This window comes from Oerskovia sp. Root918, assembly GCF_001428945.1.
Lineage (GTDB): Bacteria > Actinomycetota > Actinomycetes > Actinomycetales > Cellulomonadaceae > Oerskovia > Oerskovia enterophila.
The window spans coordinates 200973-220888 of the sequence record NZ_LMJG01000014.1; the positions used below are offsets into that span (position 1 = coordinate 200973).

Here is a 19916-nt window from a genome sequence, read left to right on the forward strand (position 1 = left end):
CTTGTGGTGGAGGTCACCGGGCTCGGGCCCCTGCTGGGGACGGGCGTCGCGTAGACTGGCAGCACAATCTGGAGTTCGTCGCTGTTCCCGCGTGTTCGTGTGAGTGTGGCCCGCCGCTTCTTAGCGCGGGCGAGTCACCGGTGTGTGTTCGGGAGTGCGGCCAGTGGAGAGCCGACTTGGCAACCACGCGTAACTCCCACCCTCAGCGAAACGGTTGAACACATCTCTATGTCTCTTGACACCTCTGCGCCCTCGTACGCCCAGGACCAGGTCGAGGCGGCCCAGACGCCGGCTCCTGCCGAGCAGTCGGGCCCCACGTTCGCGGACCTCGGTCTGCCCACGAACATCCTCCAGGCCGTGACGGACCTGGGCTTCACCGTTCCTTCCGCCATCCAGGAGCGGGCGATCCCTGCACTGCTCTCGGGGCGTGACATCACGGGCGTCGCCCAGACCGGTACGGGCAAGACGGCCGCGTTCGGTCTGCCGATGCTGGCTGCGATCGACCCGAACCTGGGTCGTGTCCAGGGCCTGGTCCTGGCTCCGACGCGTGAGCTCGCGATGCAGGTCGCCGAGGCGATCGAGTCGTTCGCCAAGCACGTGCCGGGCATCGAGGTCGTCGCGGTCTACGGCGGCTCCCCCTACCAGCCTCAGCAGCGTGCGCTGCAGCGTGGCGCCCAGATCGTCGTCGGGACCCCTGGCCGCGTGATGGACCACCTCGAGCGTCGCAGCCTGGTGCTGGACGACATCCGTTACCTGGTCCTGGACGAGGCCGACGAGATGCTGCGCATGGGCTTCGCCGAGGACGTCGAGAAGATCTTCGGCCAGGCTCCGCGTGAGCGTCAGGTCGCCCTGTTCTCCGCGACGATGCCGGCCCCGATCCGTCGCGTGGCCGCCCAGCACCTGAACGACCCGGTCGAGATCGCGGTCACGCGTCAGTCCTCGACGGTCACGTCGGTGCGTCAGACGTACTCGGTGGTGCCGTTCCGTCACAAGACCGGTGCCCTGGTGCGGGTGCTCGCGACCTCGGACGCCGACGCGGCGATCGTCTTCACCCGTACCCGTGGTGCGGCCGAGGAGGTCGGTTCGGCTCTCGTCGAGCGCGGCATCTCGGCGGCCACGATCTCGGGTGACGTGGCGCAGAAGGACCGCGAGAAGATCGTCGAGCGCCTGCGCTCGGGCGCCCTGGACGTGCTGGTCGCGACGGACGTCGCGGCGCGCGGCCTGGACGTGGACCGCATCGGCCTGGTCGTGAACTTCGACCTGCCGGGCGAGCCCGAGGCGTACGTGCACCGCATCGGTCGTACGGGCCGTGCCGGGCGCACGGGCGAGGCCCTGAGCTTCGTGACCCCGGGCGAGCGCAACCGTCTGAAGTTCATCGAGAAGACGATCCGCGCGACGCTCGAGGAGGTCGACGTGCCCTCCCCCGCGGACGTGTCCGCGCACAAGGCGCGCCGCATCCTGGGTCAGGTGGCCGAGCGTCAGGCTGCCGGTCGCCTGTCGATGTACCGCGACCTGGTCGCGGCGTACGTCGCCGAGTCGGACGTGGACCCCATCGACCTGGCGGCCGTGCTGGTCGCCCTGTCGGTCGGCGACGACGGCCCCAAGGCCCGCGAGGAGCAGGAGCTCTTCGAGGCGCAGCGCGCCGAGGCCAAGAACGCTCGCCGTGAGCGCGAGTCGCGTCCCTACGGTGACCGTGACTCCCGCGGTCCGCGTGAGGGTGGCCGTGGCGGCGAGCGTGGCATCCGCCGCGACGCCGTGGGCACCCGGTACCGCCTGGCCGTCGGGCACACGCACGGCGCCCAGCCGTCGGGCATCGTGGGGGCCCTGACGAACGAGGGTGGCCTCAACGGCAAGGACCTCGGCAAGATCGACATCTTCCCGAGCTTCTCGCTGGTGGACATCGCGACGCCGCTCGACTCGGCCACGATCGACCGCATCTCGCGGGCGCGAGTCGCCGGCAAGTCGCTGCGCATCCAGGTCGACCAGGGCGCGCCCCAGGGTGGCCGTGCCCCCCGTGCCGGTGGCTCCGCTCCCCGTTCGGGCGGCTACTCGGGCCACGGCCCGGCCGGTCGCTACGACGAGCGTCCCGAGCGTGGCGGCGAGCGCAAGGCTCCCCGTTACCGCACGGGTGAGCGCTGATCTCTCGCTCGGCCTGACCTCGGGCCGCTGAGCACGACGTGAGGGCCCCCGGAACCGTCAGGTTCCGGGGGCCCTCACGCGTTCCCGGGACCCGGGGCGGTGCGCACGGGAGCGGGGGCCGGGCTGCGGGACGCCCGACGGCGCCGCGTCAGTCCTCGGGCGCCTCGCCCAGGGCCTGGACGAGGGCCGCGAGGCGGGCGGCCTGCTCCTCGCTGCGCCGCGCCCCGTCCGCACGCTGGATGCCCATGACCGCGAGCGCCTTGCCGTCGGAGAGGTCCAGGCGCACCCAGGGGTCGCCGGGGCCGAAGCGCACGGAGAGGACCTCGGCCCATTCCAGGCGGCGGGTGAAGAGGATGTTGTGGACCGTGAGCTGTTCGGGGGTCACGGTGGCCCGGACCTGTCCCAGGCGCCACAGGATCAGCGCGCAGAACGCCCCGACGCCGATGGTGGCGGCCTTGTTCCACCCCGAGTCGGTTCCTGGCCCGGTGGCGACCAGGGCGACGAACGTGCACCCGGCCAGGATCACGACCGCGGCCGTGTAGGCGACCGCGGTGCCCCAGCGGGGCCGGAAGGGGGCGTAGGGGTCGCCGGGCAGGTCTCCGGCGGCCGGTGCGACGTGGCTGCTCACGCCTCCATCCTCCCCCGTGCTCGAGGCCGGGTCGACGCCCGGCGCGCGGGTGCCTCGGTCCACCCCGTGACCTCGTCGCGGGACGCGGCCGCCGGGTGAGGGACCATGGGGCGTGCCCACCACCCGTGCCCTGCACCCCGACGACGCCTCGGCCCTGGCCGACCTCCTGCGCACCAACCGGGAGTTCCTCGCCCCGTTCGAGCCCGAGCGCCCCGAGGAGTGGTTCACGCTCGCGGGCCAGCACGCGAGCGTCGCCGCGGCGCTCGCGCAGGAACGTGCCGGGAACGTCGCGGCCCGGGTCGTGGTGACCGAGGACGGGCGGGTCGTCGGCTGGATCATCGCCTCGGGGATCGTGCGGGGGGCCCTGCGCTCGTGCGCGCTGGGCTACTGGGTCGACGAGGCGCACAACGGGCGGGGCCTGGCGACCGCGGCCGTGGGAGAGATGGTCGACCACGCGTTCGGGCCGCTGGGTCTGCACCGTGTGCAGGCCGAGACCCTCGTGCACAACACCGCCTCGCAGCGTGTGCTCGAACGCAACGGGTTCACCCGGTACGGCCTGGCCCCGGGCTACCTGCAGATCGCGGGCCGCTGGCAGGACCACGCCATGTACCAGGTGCTGGCGAGCGACGAGCGCCCGGGGCGCTGAGCGCCGCGGGGGGCGGACCCCGCGCTCGTGCGCTCTCACCGGCTCGTGCGCAGGGCGCCCCGGGCGCTCACCAGGCCCGGCCGGGGCTGCGGGGGTATCCGGGAACGACGATGCCCGGTGACCCCCGCGCGAGGACGACGCGTCGAGGCACCGGGCAACGGTCGCCGGGCAGGGTGGCCCGTGGCCTCAGAGGCGGCAGGCGTGGATCGAGGTCACGAGGATCGCGCGTGCCCCGACCTCGTAGAGGGCGTCCATGAGCTTGTTCGTCTGGTCGCGGCGCACCATGGCGCGCACGGCCGCCCAGTCGCGGTCGTGCAGCGGGGAGACCGTCGGGGACTCCAGGCCGGGCGTGAGGGCCACCGCGGCCTCGACGAGGTGTGCGGGCACGTCGTAGTCCATCAGGACGTACTGACGGGCCGTGAGGACGCCCAGCAGGCGGCGCGTGAGCGTCTCCAGGCCCGCGGAGACCGCGTCGTCGCTCACCGAGGCCGGGCGGATCAGGACGGCCTCGGACTTCAGGATCGGGTCGCCGAAGACCTCCAGGCCCGCCCCGCGCAGGGTCGTGCCCGTGGACACGACGTCCGCGACGACGTCGGCGATGCCGAGCTGGACCGCGGACTCGACCGCGCCGTCCAGGTGCACGACCGAGGCCGTGACGCCGTTGGCGCGCAGGTGGTTCTCCACCAGGACCTCGTAGGAGGTGGCCACGCGCAGGCCCTCGACCTGGTCGAGGGATTTGATGGTGCCCACGGGGGCCGCGTAGCGGAACGTGGAGCCCGCGAAGCCCAGCTGCATGTGCTCGACGGCCGCGGCCCCCGAGTCGAGCAGCAGGTCGCGGCCCGTGATGCCGGCGTCGACCGTGCCGGTGCCCACGTACACCGCGATGTCGCGCGGGCGCAGGAAGAAGAACTCGACGTCGTTGTCCGGGTCCGCGAGCACGAGCTCACGGGTGTCGCGGCGCTGGCGGTAGCCGGCCTCGCGGAGCATGTCGACGGCGGGCTCGGACAGGGAGCCCTTGTTGGGAACGGCGATGCGGAGCACGAGATCCTCGCGTTTCTTGGGGAGTTCGGGGAACGGGGCGGTCAGGACGACCGATCACCCGGTCGGTGCGCCGGCGACGGCCGGCACGCAGGGACGGACGGTGGACGACTGCGGACGACGGACATGCGTGAGGGAAGCGACCCGGGTGCCTGAGCCCCCGTGCGCCTCCCCCTGGACCCGGACCTGGCCGGGCTCACAGATGCTTGTACACGTCCTGCAGGGTCAGGCCCTTAGCCAGCAGCAGCACCTGCACGTGGTACAGGAGCTGGGAGACCTCCTCGGCCGTCTTGTCGTCACCCTCGTACTCGGCCGCCATCCATACCTCGGCGGCCTCCTCGACGATCTTCTTCCCGATCGCATGGACACCGGCATCCAGCTCCGCAACCGTGCCGGAACCGGCGGGTCGGGTGGTGGCCTTCTCGGTGAGCTCGGCGAACAGCCCTTCGAACGTCTTCACCCGACCAGGGTAGTCGCCCCGTGACCGGCGGGCCCAACCGTCCCGCCCACCGGTCACCCATCGGTCCCGCGCCCGGCCGACGGGCCCGCCGACGACCCGCCGGACGAGACCTCAGAGGTCGCGCAGCGCCACGACGGTCGCGATCGCCGCCTCGACGGCCTCGGCCCCCTTGTCCTCGCGCGATCCGGGCAGCCCCGCACGGTCCAGCGCCTGCTGCTCGTCGTCGCACGTGAGGACCCCGAAGCCCACCGGGACCCCCGTGCGCACCGAGACGTCCGTCAGGCCCGTGGTCGCGGCCGAGCACACGTACTCGAAGTGCGGGGTCCCCCCGCGGATCACGACGCCGAGCGCGATCACCGCGTCCGCGCCGTGCTCGGCCGCCCGCGCCGCGGCCACGGGCAGCTCGAACGAGCCCGGGACCCGGATCTCCTTGACGTGCGTGACGTGCGCGGCCGCGAGCGCCCGGCGGGCCCCCGCGAGGAGGCCGTCCATGACCTCGGTGTGCCAGCTGGCGGCGACCACGGTGACCCGTAGCCCGGTGCCGTCGACGGTGATCTGGGGTGCTCCTGCGCCGCTCATCGGTCGCTCTCCTCGGTGGTGGTGGGTGTGCTGGTGGGGTCGGTCGGTACGGGCCCGGGGACGGTGGTCGGCTCGGGCGTGATCTCGAGGGTGTCCAGGAGGTGGCCCATCGCGACCTTCTTGGTCATGAGGTACCCGTGGTTGTGCTCGCCGTGCCCGACCTCGAGCCGGTGGGCGTCCACGACGTCGATGCCGTGCGCGGCCAGGCCCGTGACCTTGGCCGGGTTGTTCGTCAGCAGCGTGACGTGGTCCAGGCCCAGGTCGGTGAGGATCGCGGCCGCGGCCCCGTACTCGCGCCGGTCCACGGGCCAGCCGAGCTCGAGGTTGGCCTGCACGGTGTCGAAGCCCGCGTCCTGGAGCTCGTAGGCGCCGATCTTGGCGAGCAGGCCGATCCCGCGGCCCTCGTGCCCGCGCAGGTACACCACGGCCCCGCCCTGGGCGGCCACGCGCTCCATGGAGGCCTGCAGCTGGGGGCCGCAGTCGCAGCGCAGCGACCCGAACGCGTCCCCGGTCAGGCACTCGGAGTGCACGCGCACGAGCGGTGACGCGCCCGCGCCACCCGGACCCGGGTCGACGGCGCCCCCTCCCCCGGCGGGCACCGCCACGGGCACCAGGGCCACGTGCTCGGCCCCCGTGCGCAGGTCGCGGTAGCCATGGACGCGGAAGTGCCCGTGCGCGGTGGGCAGGTCGGCGACGCTCGTGGCCTGCACGCGGGGCGTGGCCCTCGGTGCGGCCTCGTGCTCGGGCACGACGGGGTCGTGCTCGCGGCGCCAGGCGATGAGGTCCGCGATGGTGATGAGGACCAGGCCCGCCTCCGCGGCGGCGTGCGCGGCGTCGTCGAGCCGCATCATGGTGCCGTCGTCGTTGACGAGCTCGGCGATCCCCCCGACCTCGCCCGCCCCGGCCAGGCGCACCAGGTCGACCGCGGCCTCGGTGTGCCCGGCACGGTGCAGCACCCCGCCCGGCACGGCCCGCAGGGGCAGGACGTGCCCCGGGCGGATGAGGTCGCCCGAGCCCGAGGCGGGGTCGGCCAGGACGTGCAGGGTCCGGGCCCGGTCGGCCGCGGAGATGCCCGTGGTCACGCCCGTGGCCGCGTCGACCGTGACCGTGTACGCCGTGCGCCGCGGGTCCTGGCTGTGCGGGACCATGAGCGGCAGGTCCAGGGCGTCGGCGCGCGCGGCCGGCATGGGCGCGCACAGGTAGCCCGAGGAGTGACGGATCGTCCACGCGACCCACTCGGGGGTCACGGTGCGGGCCGCGAAGATCACGTCGGCCTCGTTCTCACGGTCCGGGGAGTCGGCGACCAGGACGGGGCGCCCCGCGCGGATCGCGTCCAGGGCCTCCTCGATGGTGCCGGTGCGCACGGGGTCGACGTGCGGGGCCGAGGCGGGGACGGCGGGTTCTTCACTGCCCGGGAGGGTGCTCATCGCGGTGCCCGTTCCTGTGCTGCGCTCGTGCCGAGCAGGTCGGTGGCGGTCGAGGGGGTCCTCGCGCCCGAGGCGCCGTCCCGGTGGGGCTCGCGGGCGCCGAGCAGGCGCTCGACGTACTTCGCGATCACGTCGACCTCGAGGTTGACCCGGTCGCCCGGCACGAGCGAGCCCAGGATCGTGGCCTCGAGCGTGGTGGGGATCAGCGAGACGCCGAACGTCGTCTCGCCCACGTGCGTCACGGTCAGGGAGACGCCGCTGACCGTGATCGAGCCCTTCTCCGCGACGTAGCGGGTCAGGCCCGCGGGCGCGGACAGGACCAGATCCTCCCACCGGTCGCCCGGCGTGCGGCTCACGAGCTCGCCGACGCCGTCGACGTGGCCCTGGACGATGTGCCCGCCCAGGCGCGTGTCGGCCCGCACGGCCCGCTCGAGGTTCACCGGCGACCCGGCGGCCAGGTCGCCGAGCGCGGTGCGGCGCAGCGACTCGGGCATCACGTCGGCCGTGAACGTGCCGTCCTGACCCACACCCGTCACTGTCAGGCACACGCCGTTGACCGCGATCGAGTCGCCCAGGTGCGCGTCCGAGGTGGCCAGGGGGCCGTGCACGGTCAGGACCGCGTCGGACTCCTGACCGCCCGGGAACGCGATCTCGCGGACCGTACCGATCTCTTCGACGATTCCGGTGAACATCAGCTCTCCTGTTCGGGGGTGGTGCTGGGGACGGTGCTCGGATGGTGTGCGGGGGCAGCGGGTGAGGCGCGGGCCACGACCAGGACGTCCTCGCCCAGGCGGCGCACGTCGTGCGTGGTGAAGCGGGGAGCGCCCGCGAGCGTGCTCACGCCCAGGTCGCCCACCGCACCCAGGCCCGCCCCCAGCAGCACGGGGGCGAGGTAGGCGTGGATCTCGTCGACCACCCCGGCCGCGAGGAACGCGGTCGCCAGGCCGGGCCCGCCCTCGACCAGGACGTGACGCACCTCGCGAGCGCCCAGGTCGGCCAGCACGGCCCGCACGTCGCGCGTGCGCAGGTGCAGCACGGGCCCGCCGCCGTCGGCCCTCCAGGCCCCGCCCGGAGCGAGCCGCACGTGCGCCGGAAGGTCACGGAGCCCGACGACGACCCTCACCGGCTGATGGTCGGCAAGCCCGGGCTCGGGCCCGACCACCCCACCACCTGCCGTCACCGGCCGATCCTCCGCGAGCTCGTGCTCGGGCCCGGCCGCACGCTCGTCACCGTGAGCGGCGCTCGCGGGCGAGGCGACCGGTGTGCGCGCCGTGAGCGACGGGTCGTCGGCCAGGACCGTGCCGGTGCCCACGAGGATCGCGTCGACCTGCGCGCGCACCCGGTGGGCGTGCGCGCGCGCGACCGGACCGGTGATCCACCGCGAGGTGCCGTCGGGGGCCGCCACGCGCCCGTCCAGGGTCGAGGCGAGCTTGAGGGTCACGTACGGGCTCCCGCGGCGCACCGCGACCAGCCACGGGCCGAGCAGCCGTTCGCCCTCGGCCTCGCGCAACCCCGCGGCGACGCGCACCCCGGCCGCGCGCAGGCGCTCGGCGCCCCCGGTGGCGACGGGGTTCGGGTCGCCCACGGCGTAGACGACCTCGGCCACGCCCGCGTCCAGCAGCGCCTGGGCGCAGGGCCCGGTGCGTCCGGTGTGGTTGCAGGGCTCGAGCGTCACCACGGCCGTCGCGCCGCGCACGTCCACGCCGCGCGCGCGGGCGTCGGCCAGGGCAGCGGCCTCGGCGTGCGCGGTGCCCGCGCCCCGGTGGAAGCCCTCGGCGAGCACCGCCCGGGGTGCGTCGTCCACGGGTCCGGGAGCGGCGCCGTCGGGCAGGGAGTCCAACGGGCGGGGCACGGCCCCCAGCAGGACACAGCCCACGCGCGGGTTGGGGCCGTGCGCCGGACCGCGCGCGGCCAGCTCGAGCGCGCGCACCATCGCGGCGTCGATCGTCAGGGTGGGCCTGGCGCCCATACGTCCTCCTCCCGGTGAGCACGACGCTCCGGGGTGAGGGGTGGCGGACGCCACGGGACCCGAGGGTCCACGGACGTCACGACACCACGGCACAGGGCTCCGCCCCGCGCCGCCACGTACTTCCTCCCATCCGGACTTTCACCGTCGGTCCTGGAGTTCCACCAGGTCAACCACGCCGAGGCGTGGGTCGCGGACTGTCACCGCCGGCTCGGAATTACACCGACCCCGGAGCACGTGTGTGCGTACTGCTCATGCTGTCGAGCCCGGACCCCGCCCACCGAAGGTGCGCGCCGGGCCCGGCTTCTCGTCTCCACCCAGCATGCCACACCGGCGTTCGACGGCGGGCACGCGGACCTGCCCGTCCCGCGGGCTGGACCGATGTGAACGACGTCAGTGCGCGTGGCCCTCCGCGAGCGCCCGCAGGGCCGCGATCTCCTCGGGGATGTTCTCCGCCCCGTAGACCGCCGAGCCCGCGACGAACACGTTGGCCCCGGCCTCGGCTGCGCGCTCGATCGTGGCGCGCGAGACGCCGCCGTCGACCTGGATCCACACGTCGAGGCCGGCCTCGGACACGGCGTCGCGGATACGGCGGATCTTGGGCAGCGTGCCGTCGATGAAGGACTGGCCGCCGAAGCCCGGCTCGACCGTCATGACCAGGAGCATGTCGAACTCGGGCAGCAGGTCCAGGAACGGCTCGACCGACGTCGCGGGGCGCAGCGCGAGGCCCGCGCGCGAGCCCAGGCGGCGCAGCTCGCGCGCCAGGCGCACGGGGGCCGTGGCGGCCTCGGCGTGGAAGGTGACGGACGCGGCGCCGGCCTCGGCGTAGCCGGGAGCCCAGCGGTCCGGGTCGGCGATCATCAGGTGCGCGTCGATCGGCACCGGGGACACCTGGGCCAGGCGCTCGAAGATCGGCAGGCCCAGGGTCAGGTTGGGCACGAAGTGGTTGTCCATCACGTCGACGTGCGCGTAGTCGGCGGTCGCGATCGCGCCCAGGTCGCGCTCGAGGTTCGCGAAGTCGGCGGACAGGATGCTGGGGGCGATGAGTGCGGACATGGGCACCAGCCTAGAGTGCACCCGCTCCGCGTGCGGGAACGCGGAAGGGCCGGGCCGGGTGGCCTTCACCACCCGGCCCGGCCGCGGACGGCAGCGCTCAGGCCCGACGGCGCAGCAGCGTCAGGTGCATCGCGTCGGTCCCGTGCACGTGCGGCCACAGCTGCACGTCGGTGCGGTCCGCGAGGGGGATGTCGTCCCCCGCGACCTGCCGCACGGCCGCGGCCGCGTCGAGGACCTCGACGTCGTCGCGCCCGGCCAGGACGTCCTTGACCACGAGCTGGGTCTCCGCGAGGTGCGGGGAGCACGTGACGTACCCGACGACGCCGCCGGGGCGCACGGCGTCCAGGGCCGAGCCGAGGAGCTCGCGCTGCAGCGTCGTGAGGGTCGCGATGTCGCCGGGGGTGCGGCGCCAGCGCGACTCGGGGCGCCGGCGCAGCGCCCCCAGACCGGTGCAGGGCGCGTCGACCAGGACGCGGTCGTACGCGCCGGGCTCCTCGACCCCCACCCGGCGGCCGTCGCCCACCTGCACGCGCTCGACCGCGTCCGCCGGCACGGCCGCGAGCGCCTGCTCGACCAGGCGGGCCCGGTGCGGGGCGACCTCGTTCGCGACGATGCGTGCGCCCTGCTCGCCCGCGAGGGACGCCAGGAGCGCGGCCTTGCCGCCGGGGCCCGCGCACAGGTCGAGCCAGCGCTCGTCGGGGTTGGCTGCGCCGTCGGGCAGGTCGCCCGCCGTCCCACCGGTGCCGGCGCCTGCAGTGGTGTGCTCGGGCACGCTGGGCAGCGTGGGCACCGCGGCGAACGCGAGGGTCACGAGCTGGCTGCCCTCGTCCTGGACGCCCGCGGCCCCGTGGCGGACCGCGGGGATCGCGGCCGGGTCCGAGCCGGACAGGACCAGGGCCGTGGGCGCCCAGCGCCCGGGGGCCGTGGTGGCGTCCCCGCGCACGTCGTGCGTGACCTCGCCCGCGAGGCGCTCGCGGCTGACCAGTCCGGGGCGCGCGACGAGGGTCACCCGGGGTGCGGTGTTGTCGGCCTCGAGGAGCTCGGCCAGGTCGTCGGCCGAGCGTCCCGTGCCGACCAGTGCCTCGCGCATGGCGCGGGCGATCCACACGGGGTGGGACTGGGTGATCGCGAGGCGCGTGACGTCGTCGGGCGCGTCGGCGGAGATGACCTCGAGCCACTCCTCGAGGGTCGAGCGCGAGATCTTGCGCAGGACCGCGTTGACGAACTGGGCGCTGCCCGCCCCGGCGCGGGCGCGGGCCAGGCCCACGGTCTCCGAGACGGCCGCGTGCTGGGCCACGCGCATGCCCAGGAGCTGGTGGGCGCCCAGGCGCAGCAGGTCGAGCACGTTCGGGTCGACCTGGTCGAGCGGGCGGTCCACGCACCGGGAGACGATCGCGTCGTAGCGCCCGCGCAGGCGCAGGGTGCCGTAGGCGAGCTCGGTCGCGAAGGCCGCGTCGCGCCCGCGGATGCCGCGCACGCGCAGCAGGGGCGGCAGGACGAGGTTCGCGTAGGCGTCGGAGGACGCGACCTCCTGCAGGACGTCGAACGCGACGTTGCGCGCGGGGTCGGTCACCTTGGCCCGCTGGGAGGGCGCCGACTCCGACCGCTGGCCCGCGCCCCGGGCGCGGGCCGCGCCGCGCTCGCGGCCCTGGGCGTCGCGGCGGTCGCCGCCGGGCCGGTCGGGTCCGGTGCCCCCGCCGCGCTGGGGGCTTCCGGGGGTGCGTGCCTCGCCGCTCATGCGTGGTCCTTCGTGTCGTCGGGGGTCCCCAGGACGACGTGGTCGCCCAGGCGGGCGCCGCGGGCCCAGTCGGTCGCGGCCATGTGCTTCTTGCCCACGGGGGCGACCTCGCCGAGCGCGACCGCGTGCGTGCCGGTGCCCACGAGGACCTCGCGCTTGCCGGCGCGCAGCTCGCCGGGGGCCAGGTCCTGCACGTCGGGGCGCGGCGCGACGGGTCCCAGGCCCAGGCGGGCGCCGTCGGGCAGCGTGGTCCAGGCGCCGGGTGCGGGCGTACAGCCGCGCACCTGACGGTCGATCGCGAGCGCCGGGTGGGCCCAGTGCACGTGCGCGTCCTCCGGGAGGAGCTTGGCGGCGGTGCTGACGCCCTCGGCGGGCTGGGCGACCGGGGAGGCCACGCCGTCCTCGATCGCGTCGAGCGTGGCCACGAGCAGGCCGGCCCCCGAGGTCGCCAGGCGTCCCAGGAGGTCGCCCGCGGTGTCGCGGGGGCGGATGGTCTCGGTCGCGGTGCCCAGCACGGGGCCGGTGTCCAGGCCCTCCTCGAGGAGGAAGGTCGTGGCGCCGGTGACCTCGTCGCCCGCGATGATCGCGCGCTGCACGGGGGCTGCGCCGCGCCAGGCGGGCAGCACCGAGAAGTGCAGGTTGACCCAGCCGTAGCGGGGCACGTCGAGCACCTCGCGGCGCAGGATCTGCCCGTACGCCACGACGGGTGCGCAGTCGATCTCGAGGGCCTCGAGCCGGGCGACGAACTCCGCGCCGCGGGGCCAGTCGGTGAGGACCGGGATCCCGGCCTCCTCGGCCCGGACCCGCACGGGGCTCGGGGTCAGCTTGCGGCCGCGGCCCGAGGGCGCGTCGGCGCGGGTGAGGACGGCGACCACCTCGTGCCGGGAGTCGATCAGGGCATCGAGGGCCGGGACGGCCGCTTCCGGGGTTCCGGCGAAGAGCACACGCATGGGGCGAGTCTAGGCGGTGCACCCCTGCGGGCAGGGACGGCGCTGGCCCGGACCGGGCGGTGCGCGGGGCCCGGTGCGGCGTCGGCGCCCGGGCCGGGTCAGGGCGCGGATCAGGCCGCGGCGACCTGGACGCCGAGCTCTCGCAGCCTCGCGCGCAGCCCCTCGACGTGCTCGAAGCGCAGCGTCCGGAAGCCCAGCGCCCGGGCGGCCGTGACGTTCGCCACGGAGTCGTCGACGAAGAGCGTGCGCGCGGGGTCCAGGGCGAAGCGCTCGGCCGCGACCTCGAAGATGCGCGGGTCCGGCTTGACGAGCCCCACGCGCCCCGAGACCAGGACGTCCTCCATGAGCCCGACCGCCGGGGCGGCGGGCTCGGCCTCGTGGAACATCTCCGCGGACCAGTTCGTGAGCCCGTACAGCCGGACGCCGAGCGCGCGCAGCTCGCGCACGACCTCCTCGGTGCCGGGCACGGGCCCCACGAGGCTCGCCGCGAAGTTCTCGGTGTACACGTCGAGCGTGCTCACGTGCTCGGGGTGGTGCTCGGCGAGCTCGCGGCGCGCGTCGGCCCAGGACCGGCCCGCGTCCTGACGCGCGTTGAACGTGGGGAAGTCGACGGCCTCGAAGAAGGCCTCGACGTCGGCGCGGGCCATGCGTCCCTCGTAGGCCGCGTACGGGTCCCACGTCACCAGGACGTTGCCGAAGTCGAAGAGCACGGTGTCGATCACGGGGGCGGGTGCGCTCCCCCCGGGGTCGGTGCTCGGGGTCGGGGGCGTGGCGGGGTTCACAACATCTCCTTGGGGTCGAGCTGGACGCGGACGGTCCCACCCTCTCGCTTCGCCGAGCGCACCGCGAGGGAGGCCGAGAGCTCGCGCGCGAGCCGGCGCCCCTCGCGCAGCGGCACACGCACGATCGTGCGCACGGGCGGCTGCAGCGACGGGTCGCGCGCCGGGCCGCCGCGCGCGGGGCGTCCCGCGGCCTCGGCGACCTCCACGGGCCCGAGCGTCGTCGAGGCGTCCGCCAGGCCCACCCGGGCGACGACCGCGTCCACGGCCTGCCGGTCCCCCGTGACCGCGGCGACCCGCACCGCGGGCGGCAGGTCGAGCTCGCGGCGCTCGGCCAGCTCGCGGTCCGCGAACCCCGCCGGGTCCCAGCGCACCAGGGCGTTGGTGGGCCCCGGGGCCGCGTCGCCCACGAGCAGCACCTGGCCGCCCTCGCGCGCCGAGCGCACCAGGCCCGCGGCCGCGAGCCAGCGGTGCAGGGCGTCCTGGGCGACCGCGAGCCCCACGTGCGCGGTGCTCAGCGCCGCGTCGAGCAGCAGCGCGGCCGCGTAGCCGCCCTCGGCCACGGGCTCGGCACCCGGGGTCGCCACGACCACGGCGGGGCGCGGCCCGACGGCGGCGATCACCCCGCCCGGGGCGCTCGCCCCCGAGACGCGCACCGCCACGCCCGGGAAGGCGCGGCCGAGCTCCTCGGCCGTGCGACCCGACCCGACGCGCACCGAGCGCAGGCCCGTCCAGTGGCACTCGTCGCACGACCACGCCCCGGCCAGGGCCCCGCACCACGCGCACTGCGGCGGGGCCCCGGGCCCGGGCAGCATGAGCGGCCCGTGGCACGTGCCGCAGTGCGCGGCCGTGCGGCAGCGGGCGCACGCCACCACGGGCATGTACCCGGCGCGCGGGACCTGGACCAGCACCGGCCCGGCGCCCAGCGCGTCCCGCACGGCACGCCACGCCGCGCTCGGCAGGCGCGCGGCGGCCCCAGCCCCCTCCGACGCGAGCTCGACCGACGTCAGCGCCCGCACCCGCGGGGCCCGCGCGCGCAGCACCTCGCGCGGCGCCGCGACCTCCCGGGCCCAGCCCGACTCGAGCAGCGCCTGGGCCTGCACCGTGCGGCTGACCGAGCCGAGCAGGAACGCGGCCCCCTCCAGCTCGCTGCGCAGCGCGAGGACCTCACGCGCGTGCGGGTAGGGCGAGCGGGGCTCGGCGAGGGTCTCCTCGCCGTCGTTCCAGCACGCCACGAGGCCCAGGTCCTGGACGGGCGCGAACGCCGCGGCCCGCGTGCCGATCACGATCGGTACCTCGCCCCGCAGCGCCGCGAGGAAGCTGCGGTAGCGCGGCGAGGGGCCCTCGTCCGCGGTGAGCCGCACGAACTGCCCGTCCTGGCGCGCCGTGCGGGCCGTGTAGCCGGCGAGCTCGAGCGCGCGCGCCATCTGGTCGACGTCCCGCGCGTCCGGCAGCACGACGAGCGCCCCGCGCCCGCCCGTCACGGTCGCGCGCACGGCCTCGGCCAGGGCCAGTGCCCAGTGCTGGACGGCCTGCGCCGGGTCCTCGTCGCCTGCCCCGCGCCCGCCCGCGGCCCGGGCGCCCTGGACGGGCACGCCGTCGGCCACGCGGCCCGGCAGGGCCGTCCAGACCGCGCGCGGGCCCGACCCGCCGACCAGGTGGTTCAGGAACGCGGCGCCGCCGCGGTAGGGGGCCCACTCGGAGGGGCGCGCCGGGCCCGCAGGCGCGTCCACTGCCTCCACGGGCGCCGCGAGGTTACGTGCACCCGCACGGGCGCCGGGCGCTGCGGGCTCCGGGGCGCTCGCAGGGCCCGGGGCGCCGGCGCTCGGGTCAGCCGGGGCGTCCGGGACGACCGGCTCGTTGCTCGACGGCGCCGCTTCCGCCCGCGCGTGACGCGGTGGGATCGCGAGGCGCAGGACGTCGGAGAGGGTGCCCGCGTAGTGGTCCGCGACCGTGCGGCACAGCTGCGCGACCTGCGGGGTGAGCACCTGCTCGGGAGAGACGAGGCGCTTGAGCGGCACGAGACGGCCGTCGTGGTCGCTGTGCTCGGCCCGGGCCAGGACGAACCCGTCCACCTCCTGCGGCCCGAACCGCGCCTTGACGCGGACCCCGGGCTGGACGCCCGCGGCCATCGCGGCCGGGACCAGGTAGTCGAACGTGCGGTCCAGGTGGTGAGGCGACAGGTCGAGGACCACGCGTGCGACGGGCAGGTCGCTCGAGAGCTCGAGCGCCCCCACCGGGCGTGCCCCTTTGCCCGGGGACCGCGCAGCCCGCGGAGCCGCCTCGGGAGCGGGGAGCAGCGTGAGCTGCTCGCCCGCGTCCTCGCTAGCGGTGTCCTGGCTGGTCATCGCCCTATCTCAGCACGCGCCACCCACACCGGGCGAACCGCGCGACGCGGGTCAGACCGCGGCCTGGAGCGCGGCGACGCGGTCCGTGCGCTCCCACGTGAAGTCGGGCAGCTCGCGACCGAAGTGCCCGTAGGCCGCGGTCTGGGAGTAGATGGGGCGCAGCAGGTCCAGGTCCGCGATGATCGCGGCCGGGCGCAGGTCGAAGACCTGGTCGATCGCGGCACGGATGCGCTCGACCGGGACCGTCTCGGTGCCGAACGTCTCGACGTACAGGCCCACGGGGTGGGCCTTGCCGATCGCGTACGCGACCTGGACCTCACAACGGCGCGCGAGCCCGGCCGCGACGACGTTCTTGGCGACCCAGCGCGTGGCGTAGGCGGCCGAACGGTCGACCTTCGACGGGTCCTTGCCCGAGAACGCGCCGCCGCCGTGCCGGGCCATGCCGCCGTAGGTGTCGACGATGATCTTGCGGCCCGTGAGCCCGGCATCACCCTGGGGGCCGCCGATCACGAACTTGCCCGTCGGGTTCACGAGCAGGCGGAAGTCTGCGACGTCCAGGTCGAGCCCTTCGAGGACCGGGGCCACGACGAGCTCGGCGACCTGTGCGCGCAGCGTCTCCTGCAGGACGTCCTCGTCGTGCTGGGTCGAGAGCACCACGGTGTCGAGGCGGACCGCGCGGTCGCCGTCGTAGCCGATGGTCACCTGCGTCTTGCCGTCGGGGCGCAGGCCCGGCAGCGACCCGTCCTTGCGGACCCGGGCGAGACGCTCGGCCAGGCGGTGCGCGAGGAAGATCGGCAACGGCAGGAGCGTGGGGGTCTCGTCGCTCGCGTAACCGAACATCAGGCCCTGGTCGCCGGCGCCCTGGGCGTCGAGCGGGTCACGCGAGATGCTCGGGCCCGAGGAGTCATCTCGCTCTTCCAGGCTCTTGTCGACGCCCTGGGCGATGTCCGGGGACTGCTGGCCGATCGAGACCGAGACGCCGCACGAGTCGCCGTCGAAGCCGATCGCTGACGACGTGTAGCCGATCCCCCGGACGACGTCGCGGATGATCTGCGGGATCTCGACGTACGCGTTGGTCGTCACCTCGCCCGCGACGTGGACCAGACCCGTGGTCACCATGGTCTCGACCGCGACACGCGAGGTGGGGTCCTGCTCGAGGAGCGCATCGAGGATCGCGTCGGAGATCTGATCACAGACCTTGTCCGGGTGGCCTTCCGTCACGGACTCGGACGTGAACAGGCGCAGGTCGTCAGAACTCATGGGATCCAGCGTACTGTCCCGCTAGGTGATACGCGGCATCCGACCACTGAGACGTGAAGGAGATCTCAGTCCGTGGTCGCTGCGAGCGGCGGCGAGAGCTTGAGGACCGCGTCCCACACCGCGTCCGCGACCTCGCGCTTGGACCCGGCGGCCTGGGCGACGGTCTCGCCCTGCGCGTCGACGATCGTGACCTCGTTGCTGTCCGTGCCGAACCCTCGGCCGCCGCCGACCGGGTTGATCACCAGCAGGTCGGCGCCCTTGCGGCGCGCCTTGGCGCGGCCGTGGTGCAGGACGTCCCCGGTCTCGTCGCCCGTCTCGGCCGCGAACCCGACCACGACCTGCCCGGGTCGCAGGCGCTCGCGCGCCAGCTCGGCCAGGATGTCCGGGTTCTCGACGAGCTCGATGGGCGCGGGCCCCTGGCCCGGCACCTTCTTGATCTTGGCGCCCGGGGTGCGTGCGGGGCGGAAGTCCGCGACCGCGGCCGTCATGACCACCACGTCGGCGCTCGGCGCGGCCGCGCGGACCGCGTCCCGCAGCTCGGCGGTCGACCCGACGCGCACGACGTCCTCGATCCCGTCGAGGGGCTCGGTGAGGTTCGCCCCGACGAGGGTCACGCGTGCGCCCCGGTCCTGGGCCGCGCGGGCGAGCGCGACGCCCTGGCGTCCGCTCGACAGGTTCCCGATGAAGCGCACCGGGTCGATGGGCTCGCGCGTGCCTCCGGCCGAGACGACCACGTGCAGGCCGGCCAGGTCCTGGGGAGCCCCGCGGGCTCCTGCCCGGCCGGCGACCTCGAGCGCGAGGCGAGCGATGTCCTCGGGCTCGGGCAGGCGCCCGGGGCCCGTGTCCTTGCCCGTGAGCCGGCCGCTGGCCGGCTCGATCACGTGGACGCCGCGCGAGCGCAGCGTCGCGACGTTGGCCACGGTCGCCGGGTGCTGCCACATCTCGGTGTGCATGGCCGGGGCCATGACCACGGGGCAGTGCACCGTCAGGAGGGTCGAGGTCAGCAGGTCGTCCGCGCGGCCGGCGGCAGCGCGCGCGAGGAGGTCCGCCGTGGCGGGGGCGACGATCACCAGGTCCGCGCCCTGGCCGAGCGCGACGTGCGCGACCTGCGGGACGTCGTCGAACACCTCGGTGCTGACCTTCTCGCCCGAGAGCGCCTCGAACGTGGGCGCGCCCACGAAGCGCAGCGCGGAGGCGGTGGGGACGACTCGCACCCGGTGCCCCTGCTCACGCAGGAGACGCAGCAGGAGGACGGCCTTGTAGGCCGCCACTCCCCCGCTGACACCCAGCAGGATCCTCATCGGTACGAGCCCTCCCTCGCGCCCACGCCTCGCACGGAACGTCCGCCCGCCCGGAGGCGGTCGACGATCAGGGAGCCGGGACGTCCACGGTCTCGATGGTGAGCAGGCCCTGGTTGATCTCGCGCATCGCGATCGACAGCGGCTTCTCCTGGTTGCGGGTCTCGACGAGCGGGCCCACGTTCTCCAGCAGGCCCTCGTTGAGCTGCGAGTAGTACGCGTTGATCTGGCGCGCGCGCTTGGCGGCGTAGATCACGAGCGCGTACTTGGAGTCGGCGCGCTCCAGCAGCTTGTCGATGGGCGGGTCGGTGATGCCCTCGGGGGCGGCGATGGTTCCGGACACAGTCTCACTCCGTGAGTCAGGGGGACCTGCGACGGCCTGTCAGAGCCGGTGCAGGATGGATGGTTCAGGTACGACGTGCGGATCGGGTACAGCCTGGTGGATCACGAGGTTGCGCGCGCTCAGCACGCACGCGCCTGACGACCAGTCTACTGGGCAGGCACAAATCCTCGGGAGGACCGGTCCGTCCTGCTCGACGGCCCTCCCCGTGCACGGTTCTGCGGCACCCTCTCAGGCGACGGGCGTCAGCCCCATGGCCTCGACGAGCGCGTCGGTCGCGCGGTGCACCTCGTCGTTGACGATCACGACGTCGAACTCCGGCTCGGCGGCCAGCTCGACGCGTGCGGTCGCCAGGCGGCGCTCACGCTCCTCAGGTCCCTCCGTGCCGCGCCCCACGAGGCGCCGCTCGAGCTCCTCCCAGCTGGGCGGGGCGAGGAACACGAACCGCGCCTCCGGCATCGAGGCGCGGACCTGACGCGCCCCCTGGAGGTCGATCTCCAGCAGCGCGGGCACGCCCGCCGCGAGCTTCTCCTCGACCGGTCGACGCGGGGTGCCGTACCGGTTGCGTCCGTGCACCACGGCCCACTCGAGCATCTCGCCCTGGGCGACCATGCGGTCGAACTCCTCGGTCGAGATGAAGTGGTAGTGGACACCGTCCACCTCGCCGGGGCGTGCCTCACGGGTCGTCGCGGACACGGACAGCCACACCTGCGGGTAGCGGGCGCGGATGTCCGCGGACACGGTCCCCTTCCCGACGGCGGTCGGGCCCGCCAGGACGGTCAGGCGGGCAGGATGCTGTGGTGCGGCGGGTGACGAGGCAACCGGCGCAGCAGGTGAAGCGGAAATGTCAGCCAAACCTCTCGATGAGCGCCGCGGACTGGTGGGGTCCCAGCCCGCGGACGCGACGCGTCTCGGCGATCCCGATCTCTTCCATGATCGCCCGGGCCTTCACCTTACCTACGCCGGGGAGCGACTCCAGCAGCGCGACGACGCGCAGCTTGCCGATCACGTCGTCGGTGCGGCCCTGCTCGATCACCTCGGCGAGAGAGCCCTGGGAGTACTTCAGCCGGTTCTTGACCTCGGCGCGAGCTCGACGCGCCTCGGCCGCCTTCTCGAGATTGGCCGCGCGCTGCTCGGGGGTCAGGGATGGTAGTGCCACGCAAGTCACCTACTTGTCCTCAGACGGATGGGCCCACACGTGCACCGGGGCCGCCGACCGGATCACGAGCCCCGGTGGCGACCTCGACACCTTCGAAACTAGTCA

General features: G+C 74.8%; 19 protein-coding genes and 1 riboswitch. Of the genes, 2 read left to right on the forward strand and 17 right to left on the reverse strand.

Annotated features, from left to right (window positions below; all coding sequences use genetic code 11):
• The first annotated feature begins 228 nt into the window (after window positions 1-228).
• Complete coding sequence (locus ASE27_RS14705; RefSeq protein ID WP_056651941.1) at window positions 229-2139, forward strand: DEAD/DEAH box helicase; 1911 nt, start codon at window positions 229-231, stop codon at window positions 2137-2139.
• A gap of 148 nt (window positions 2140-2287) precedes the next feature.
• Here the strand turns inward: ASE27_RS14705 and ASE27_RS14710 are convergent, their stop codons facing one another.
• On the reverse strand, window positions 2288-2767 hold the full coding sequence (locus ASE27_RS14710; protein WP_056652307.1) for a PH domain-containing protein: 480 nt from the start codon (window positions 2765-2767) through the stop codon (window positions 2288-2290).
• Window positions 2768-2879: 112 nt separating this feature from the next.
• Between ASE27_RS14710 and ASE27_RS14715 the strand changes: the two genes are divergently transcribed.
• Window positions 2880-3413, forward strand: coding sequence for a GNAT family N-acetyltransferase (locus ASE27_RS14715; RefSeq protein WP_056651944.1), 534 nt, complete (start codon window positions 2880-2882; stop codon window positions 3411-3413).
• Between the two features lie 186 nt (window positions 3414-3599).
• On the opposite strand, the gene hisG is transcribed toward ASE27_RS14715, so the two are convergent.
• The 16 genes from hisG to mihF form a co-directional block, all read right to left on the reverse strand.
• Window positions 3600-4454 carry an ATP phosphoribosyltransferase gene (gene hisG / locus ASE27_RS14720; RefSeq protein WP_056651948.1) on the reverse strand — a complete coding sequence of 285 codons (855 nt, stop codon included), beginning with the start codon at window positions 4452-4454 and terminating at the stop codon, window positions 3600-3602.
• Between the two features lie 193 nt (window positions 4455-4647).
• Window positions 4648-4911, reverse strand: a complete 264-nt coding sequence (locus ASE27_RS14725; RefSeq protein ID WP_056651951.1) for a phosphoribosyl-ATP diphosphatase — start codon at window positions 4909-4911, stop codon at window positions 4648-4650.
• Between the two features lie 111 nt (window positions 4912-5022).
• On the reverse strand, window positions 5023-5490 hold the full coding sequence (gene ribH / locus ASE27_RS14730) for a 6,7-dimethyl-8-ribityllumazine synthase (RefSeq protein ID WP_056651954.1): 468 nt from the start codon (window positions 5488-5490) through the stop codon (window positions 5023-5025).
• Window positions 5487-6917 (reverse strand): 3,4-dihydroxy-2-butanone-4-phosphate synthase, encoded by a 1431-nt coding sequence (ribB, locus tag ASE27_RS14735; RefSeq protein ID WP_082608958.1) that lies wholly within the window; start codon window positions 6915-6917, stop codon window positions 5487-5489. The genes ribH and ribB overlap by 4 nt, the downstream gene beginning before the upstream one ends.
• Entirely contained in the window at window positions 6914-7609 is a 696-nt protein-coding gene (locus ASE27_RS14740; protein ID WP_056651957.1) for a riboflavin synthase, read from the reverse strand. Before ASE27_RS14740 ends, ribB begins: the two co-directional genes overlap by 4 nt.
• Window positions 7609-8886, reverse strand: coding sequence for a bifunctional diaminohydroxyphosphoribosylaminopyrimidine deaminase/5-amino-6-(5-phosphoribosylamino)uracil reductase RibD (gene ribD / locus ASE27_RS14745; RefSeq protein ID WP_056651960.1), 1278 nt, complete (start codon window positions 8884-8886; stop codon window positions 7609-7611). The genes ASE27_RS14740 and ribD overlap by 1 nt, the downstream gene beginning before the upstream one ends.
• A 112-nt stretch (window positions 8887-8998) precedes the next feature.
• A riboswitch (FMN riboswitch) is annotated at window positions 8999-9124 on the reverse strand.
• Between the two features lie 152 nt (window positions 9125-9276).
• Window positions 9277-9939: a ribulose-phosphate 3-epimerase gene (gene rpe / locus ASE27_RS14750; protein ID WP_056651964.1), complete on the reverse strand. Its 663-nt coding sequence runs from the start codon at window positions 9937-9939 to the stop codon at window positions 9277-9279.
• 97 nt (window positions 9940-10036) lie between these two features.
• Window positions 10037-11677: an RsmB/NOP family class I SAM-dependent RNA methyltransferase gene (locus ASE27_RS14755; protein WP_056651967.1), complete on the reverse strand. Its 1641-nt coding sequence runs from the start codon at window positions 11675-11677 to the stop codon at window positions 10037-10039.
• A complete protein-coding gene (gene fmt, locus ASE27_RS14760; protein WP_056651970.1) occupies window positions 11674-12627 on the reverse strand; it encodes a methionyl-tRNA formyltransferase in 954 nt (317 codons plus the stop codon). The genes ASE27_RS14755 and fmt overlap by 4 nt, the downstream gene beginning before the upstream one ends.
• Before the next feature lie 110 nt (window positions 12628-12737).
• Entirely contained in the window at window positions 12738-13409 is a 672-nt protein-coding gene (locus tag ASE27_RS14765; protein ID WP_082608959.1) for an HAD family phosphatase, read from the reverse strand.
• A complete protein-coding gene (locus tag ASE27_RS14770) occupies window positions 13406-15754 on the reverse strand; it encodes a primosomal protein N' (protein WP_056651972.1) in 2349 nt (782 codons plus the stop codon). The genes ASE27_RS14765 and ASE27_RS14770 overlap by 4 nt, the downstream gene beginning before the upstream one ends.
• Before the next feature lie 51 nt (window positions 15755-15805).
• Window positions 15806-17014, reverse strand: coding sequence for a methionine adenosyltransferase (gene metK, locus ASE27_RS14775; protein ID WP_056651977.1), 1209 nt, complete (start codon window positions 17012-17014; stop codon window positions 15806-15808).
• Window positions 17015-17079: 65 nt separating this feature from the next.
• Window positions 17080-18315 (reverse strand): bifunctional phosphopantothenoylcysteine decarboxylase/phosphopantothenate--cysteine ligase CoaBC, encoded by a 1236-nt coding sequence (gene coaBC / locus ASE27_RS14780; protein ID WP_056651980.1) that lies wholly within the window; start codon window positions 18313-18315, stop codon window positions 17080-17082.
• A gap of 67 nt (window positions 18316-18382) precedes the next feature.
• Window positions 18383-18655, reverse strand: coding sequence for a DNA-directed RNA polymerase subunit omega (gene rpoZ, locus ASE27_RS14785; protein WP_056651983.1), 273 nt, complete (start codon window positions 18653-18655; stop codon window positions 18383-18385).
• 228 nt (window positions 18656-18883) lie between these two features.
• The gene (gmk, locus tag ASE27_RS14790) at window positions 18884-19498 is read right to left on the reverse strand and encodes a guanylate kinase (RefSeq protein WP_139107725.1); all 615 of its coding nucleotides are present in this window, start codon (window positions 19496-19498) and stop codon (window positions 18884-18886) included.
• A 1-nt stretch (window position 19499) separates the two neighbouring features.
• Window positions 19500-19811, reverse strand: a complete 312-nt coding sequence (gene mihF / locus ASE27_RS14795; RefSeq protein ID WP_056651986.1) for an integration host factor, actinobacterial type — start codon at window positions 19809-19811, stop codon at window positions 19500-19502.
• Window positions 19812-19916: the final 105 nt, after the last annotated feature.

Excerpts from the sequence above, each read along its gene's own strand:
- ASE27_RS14705 (WP_056651941.1), top strand. The coding sequence starts at position 229 with ATGTCTCTTGACACCTCTGCGCCCTCGTACGCCCAGGACCAGGTCGAG.
- ribH (WP_056651954.1), bottom strand. The coding sequence starts at position 5,490 with ATGAGCGGCGCAGGAGCACCCCAGATCACCGTCGACGGCACCGGGCTA.
- ribB (WP_082608958.1), bottom strand. The coding sequence starts at position 6,917 with ATGAGCACCCTCCCGGGCAGTGAAGAACCCGCCGTCCCCGCCTCGGCC.
- ASE27_RS14740 (WP_056651957.1), bottom strand. The coding sequence starts at position 7,609 with ATGTTCACCGGAATCGTCGAAGAGATCGGTACGGTCCGCGAGATCGCG.
- ribD (WP_056651960.1), bottom strand. The coding sequence starts at position 8,886 with ATGGGCGCCAGGCCCACCCTGACGATCGACGCCGCGATGGTGCGCGCG.
- rpe (WP_056651964.1), bottom strand. The coding sequence starts at position 9,939 with ATGTCCGCACTCATCGCCCCCAGCATCCTGTCCGCCGACTTCGCGAAC.
- ASE27_RS14755 (WP_056651967.1), bottom strand. The coding sequence starts at position 11,677 with ATGAGCGGCGAGGCACGCACCCCCGGAAGCCCCCAGCGCGGCGGGGGC.
- fmt (WP_056651970.1), bottom strand. The coding sequence starts at position 12,627 with ATGCGTGTGCTCTTCGCCGGAACCCCGGAAGCGGCCGTCCCGGCCCTC.
- ASE27_RS14770 (WP_056651972.1), bottom strand. The coding sequence starts at position 15,754 with ATGACCAGCCAGGACACCGCTAGCGAGGACGCGGGCGAGCAGCTCACG.
- metK (WP_056651977.1), bottom strand. The coding sequence starts at position 17,014 with ATGAGTTCTGACGACCTGCGCCTGTTCACGTCCGAGTCCGTGACGGAA.
- coaBC (WP_056651980.1), bottom strand. The coding sequence starts at position 18,315 with ATGAGGATCCTGCTGGGTGTCAGCGGGGGAGTGGCGGCCTACAAGGCC.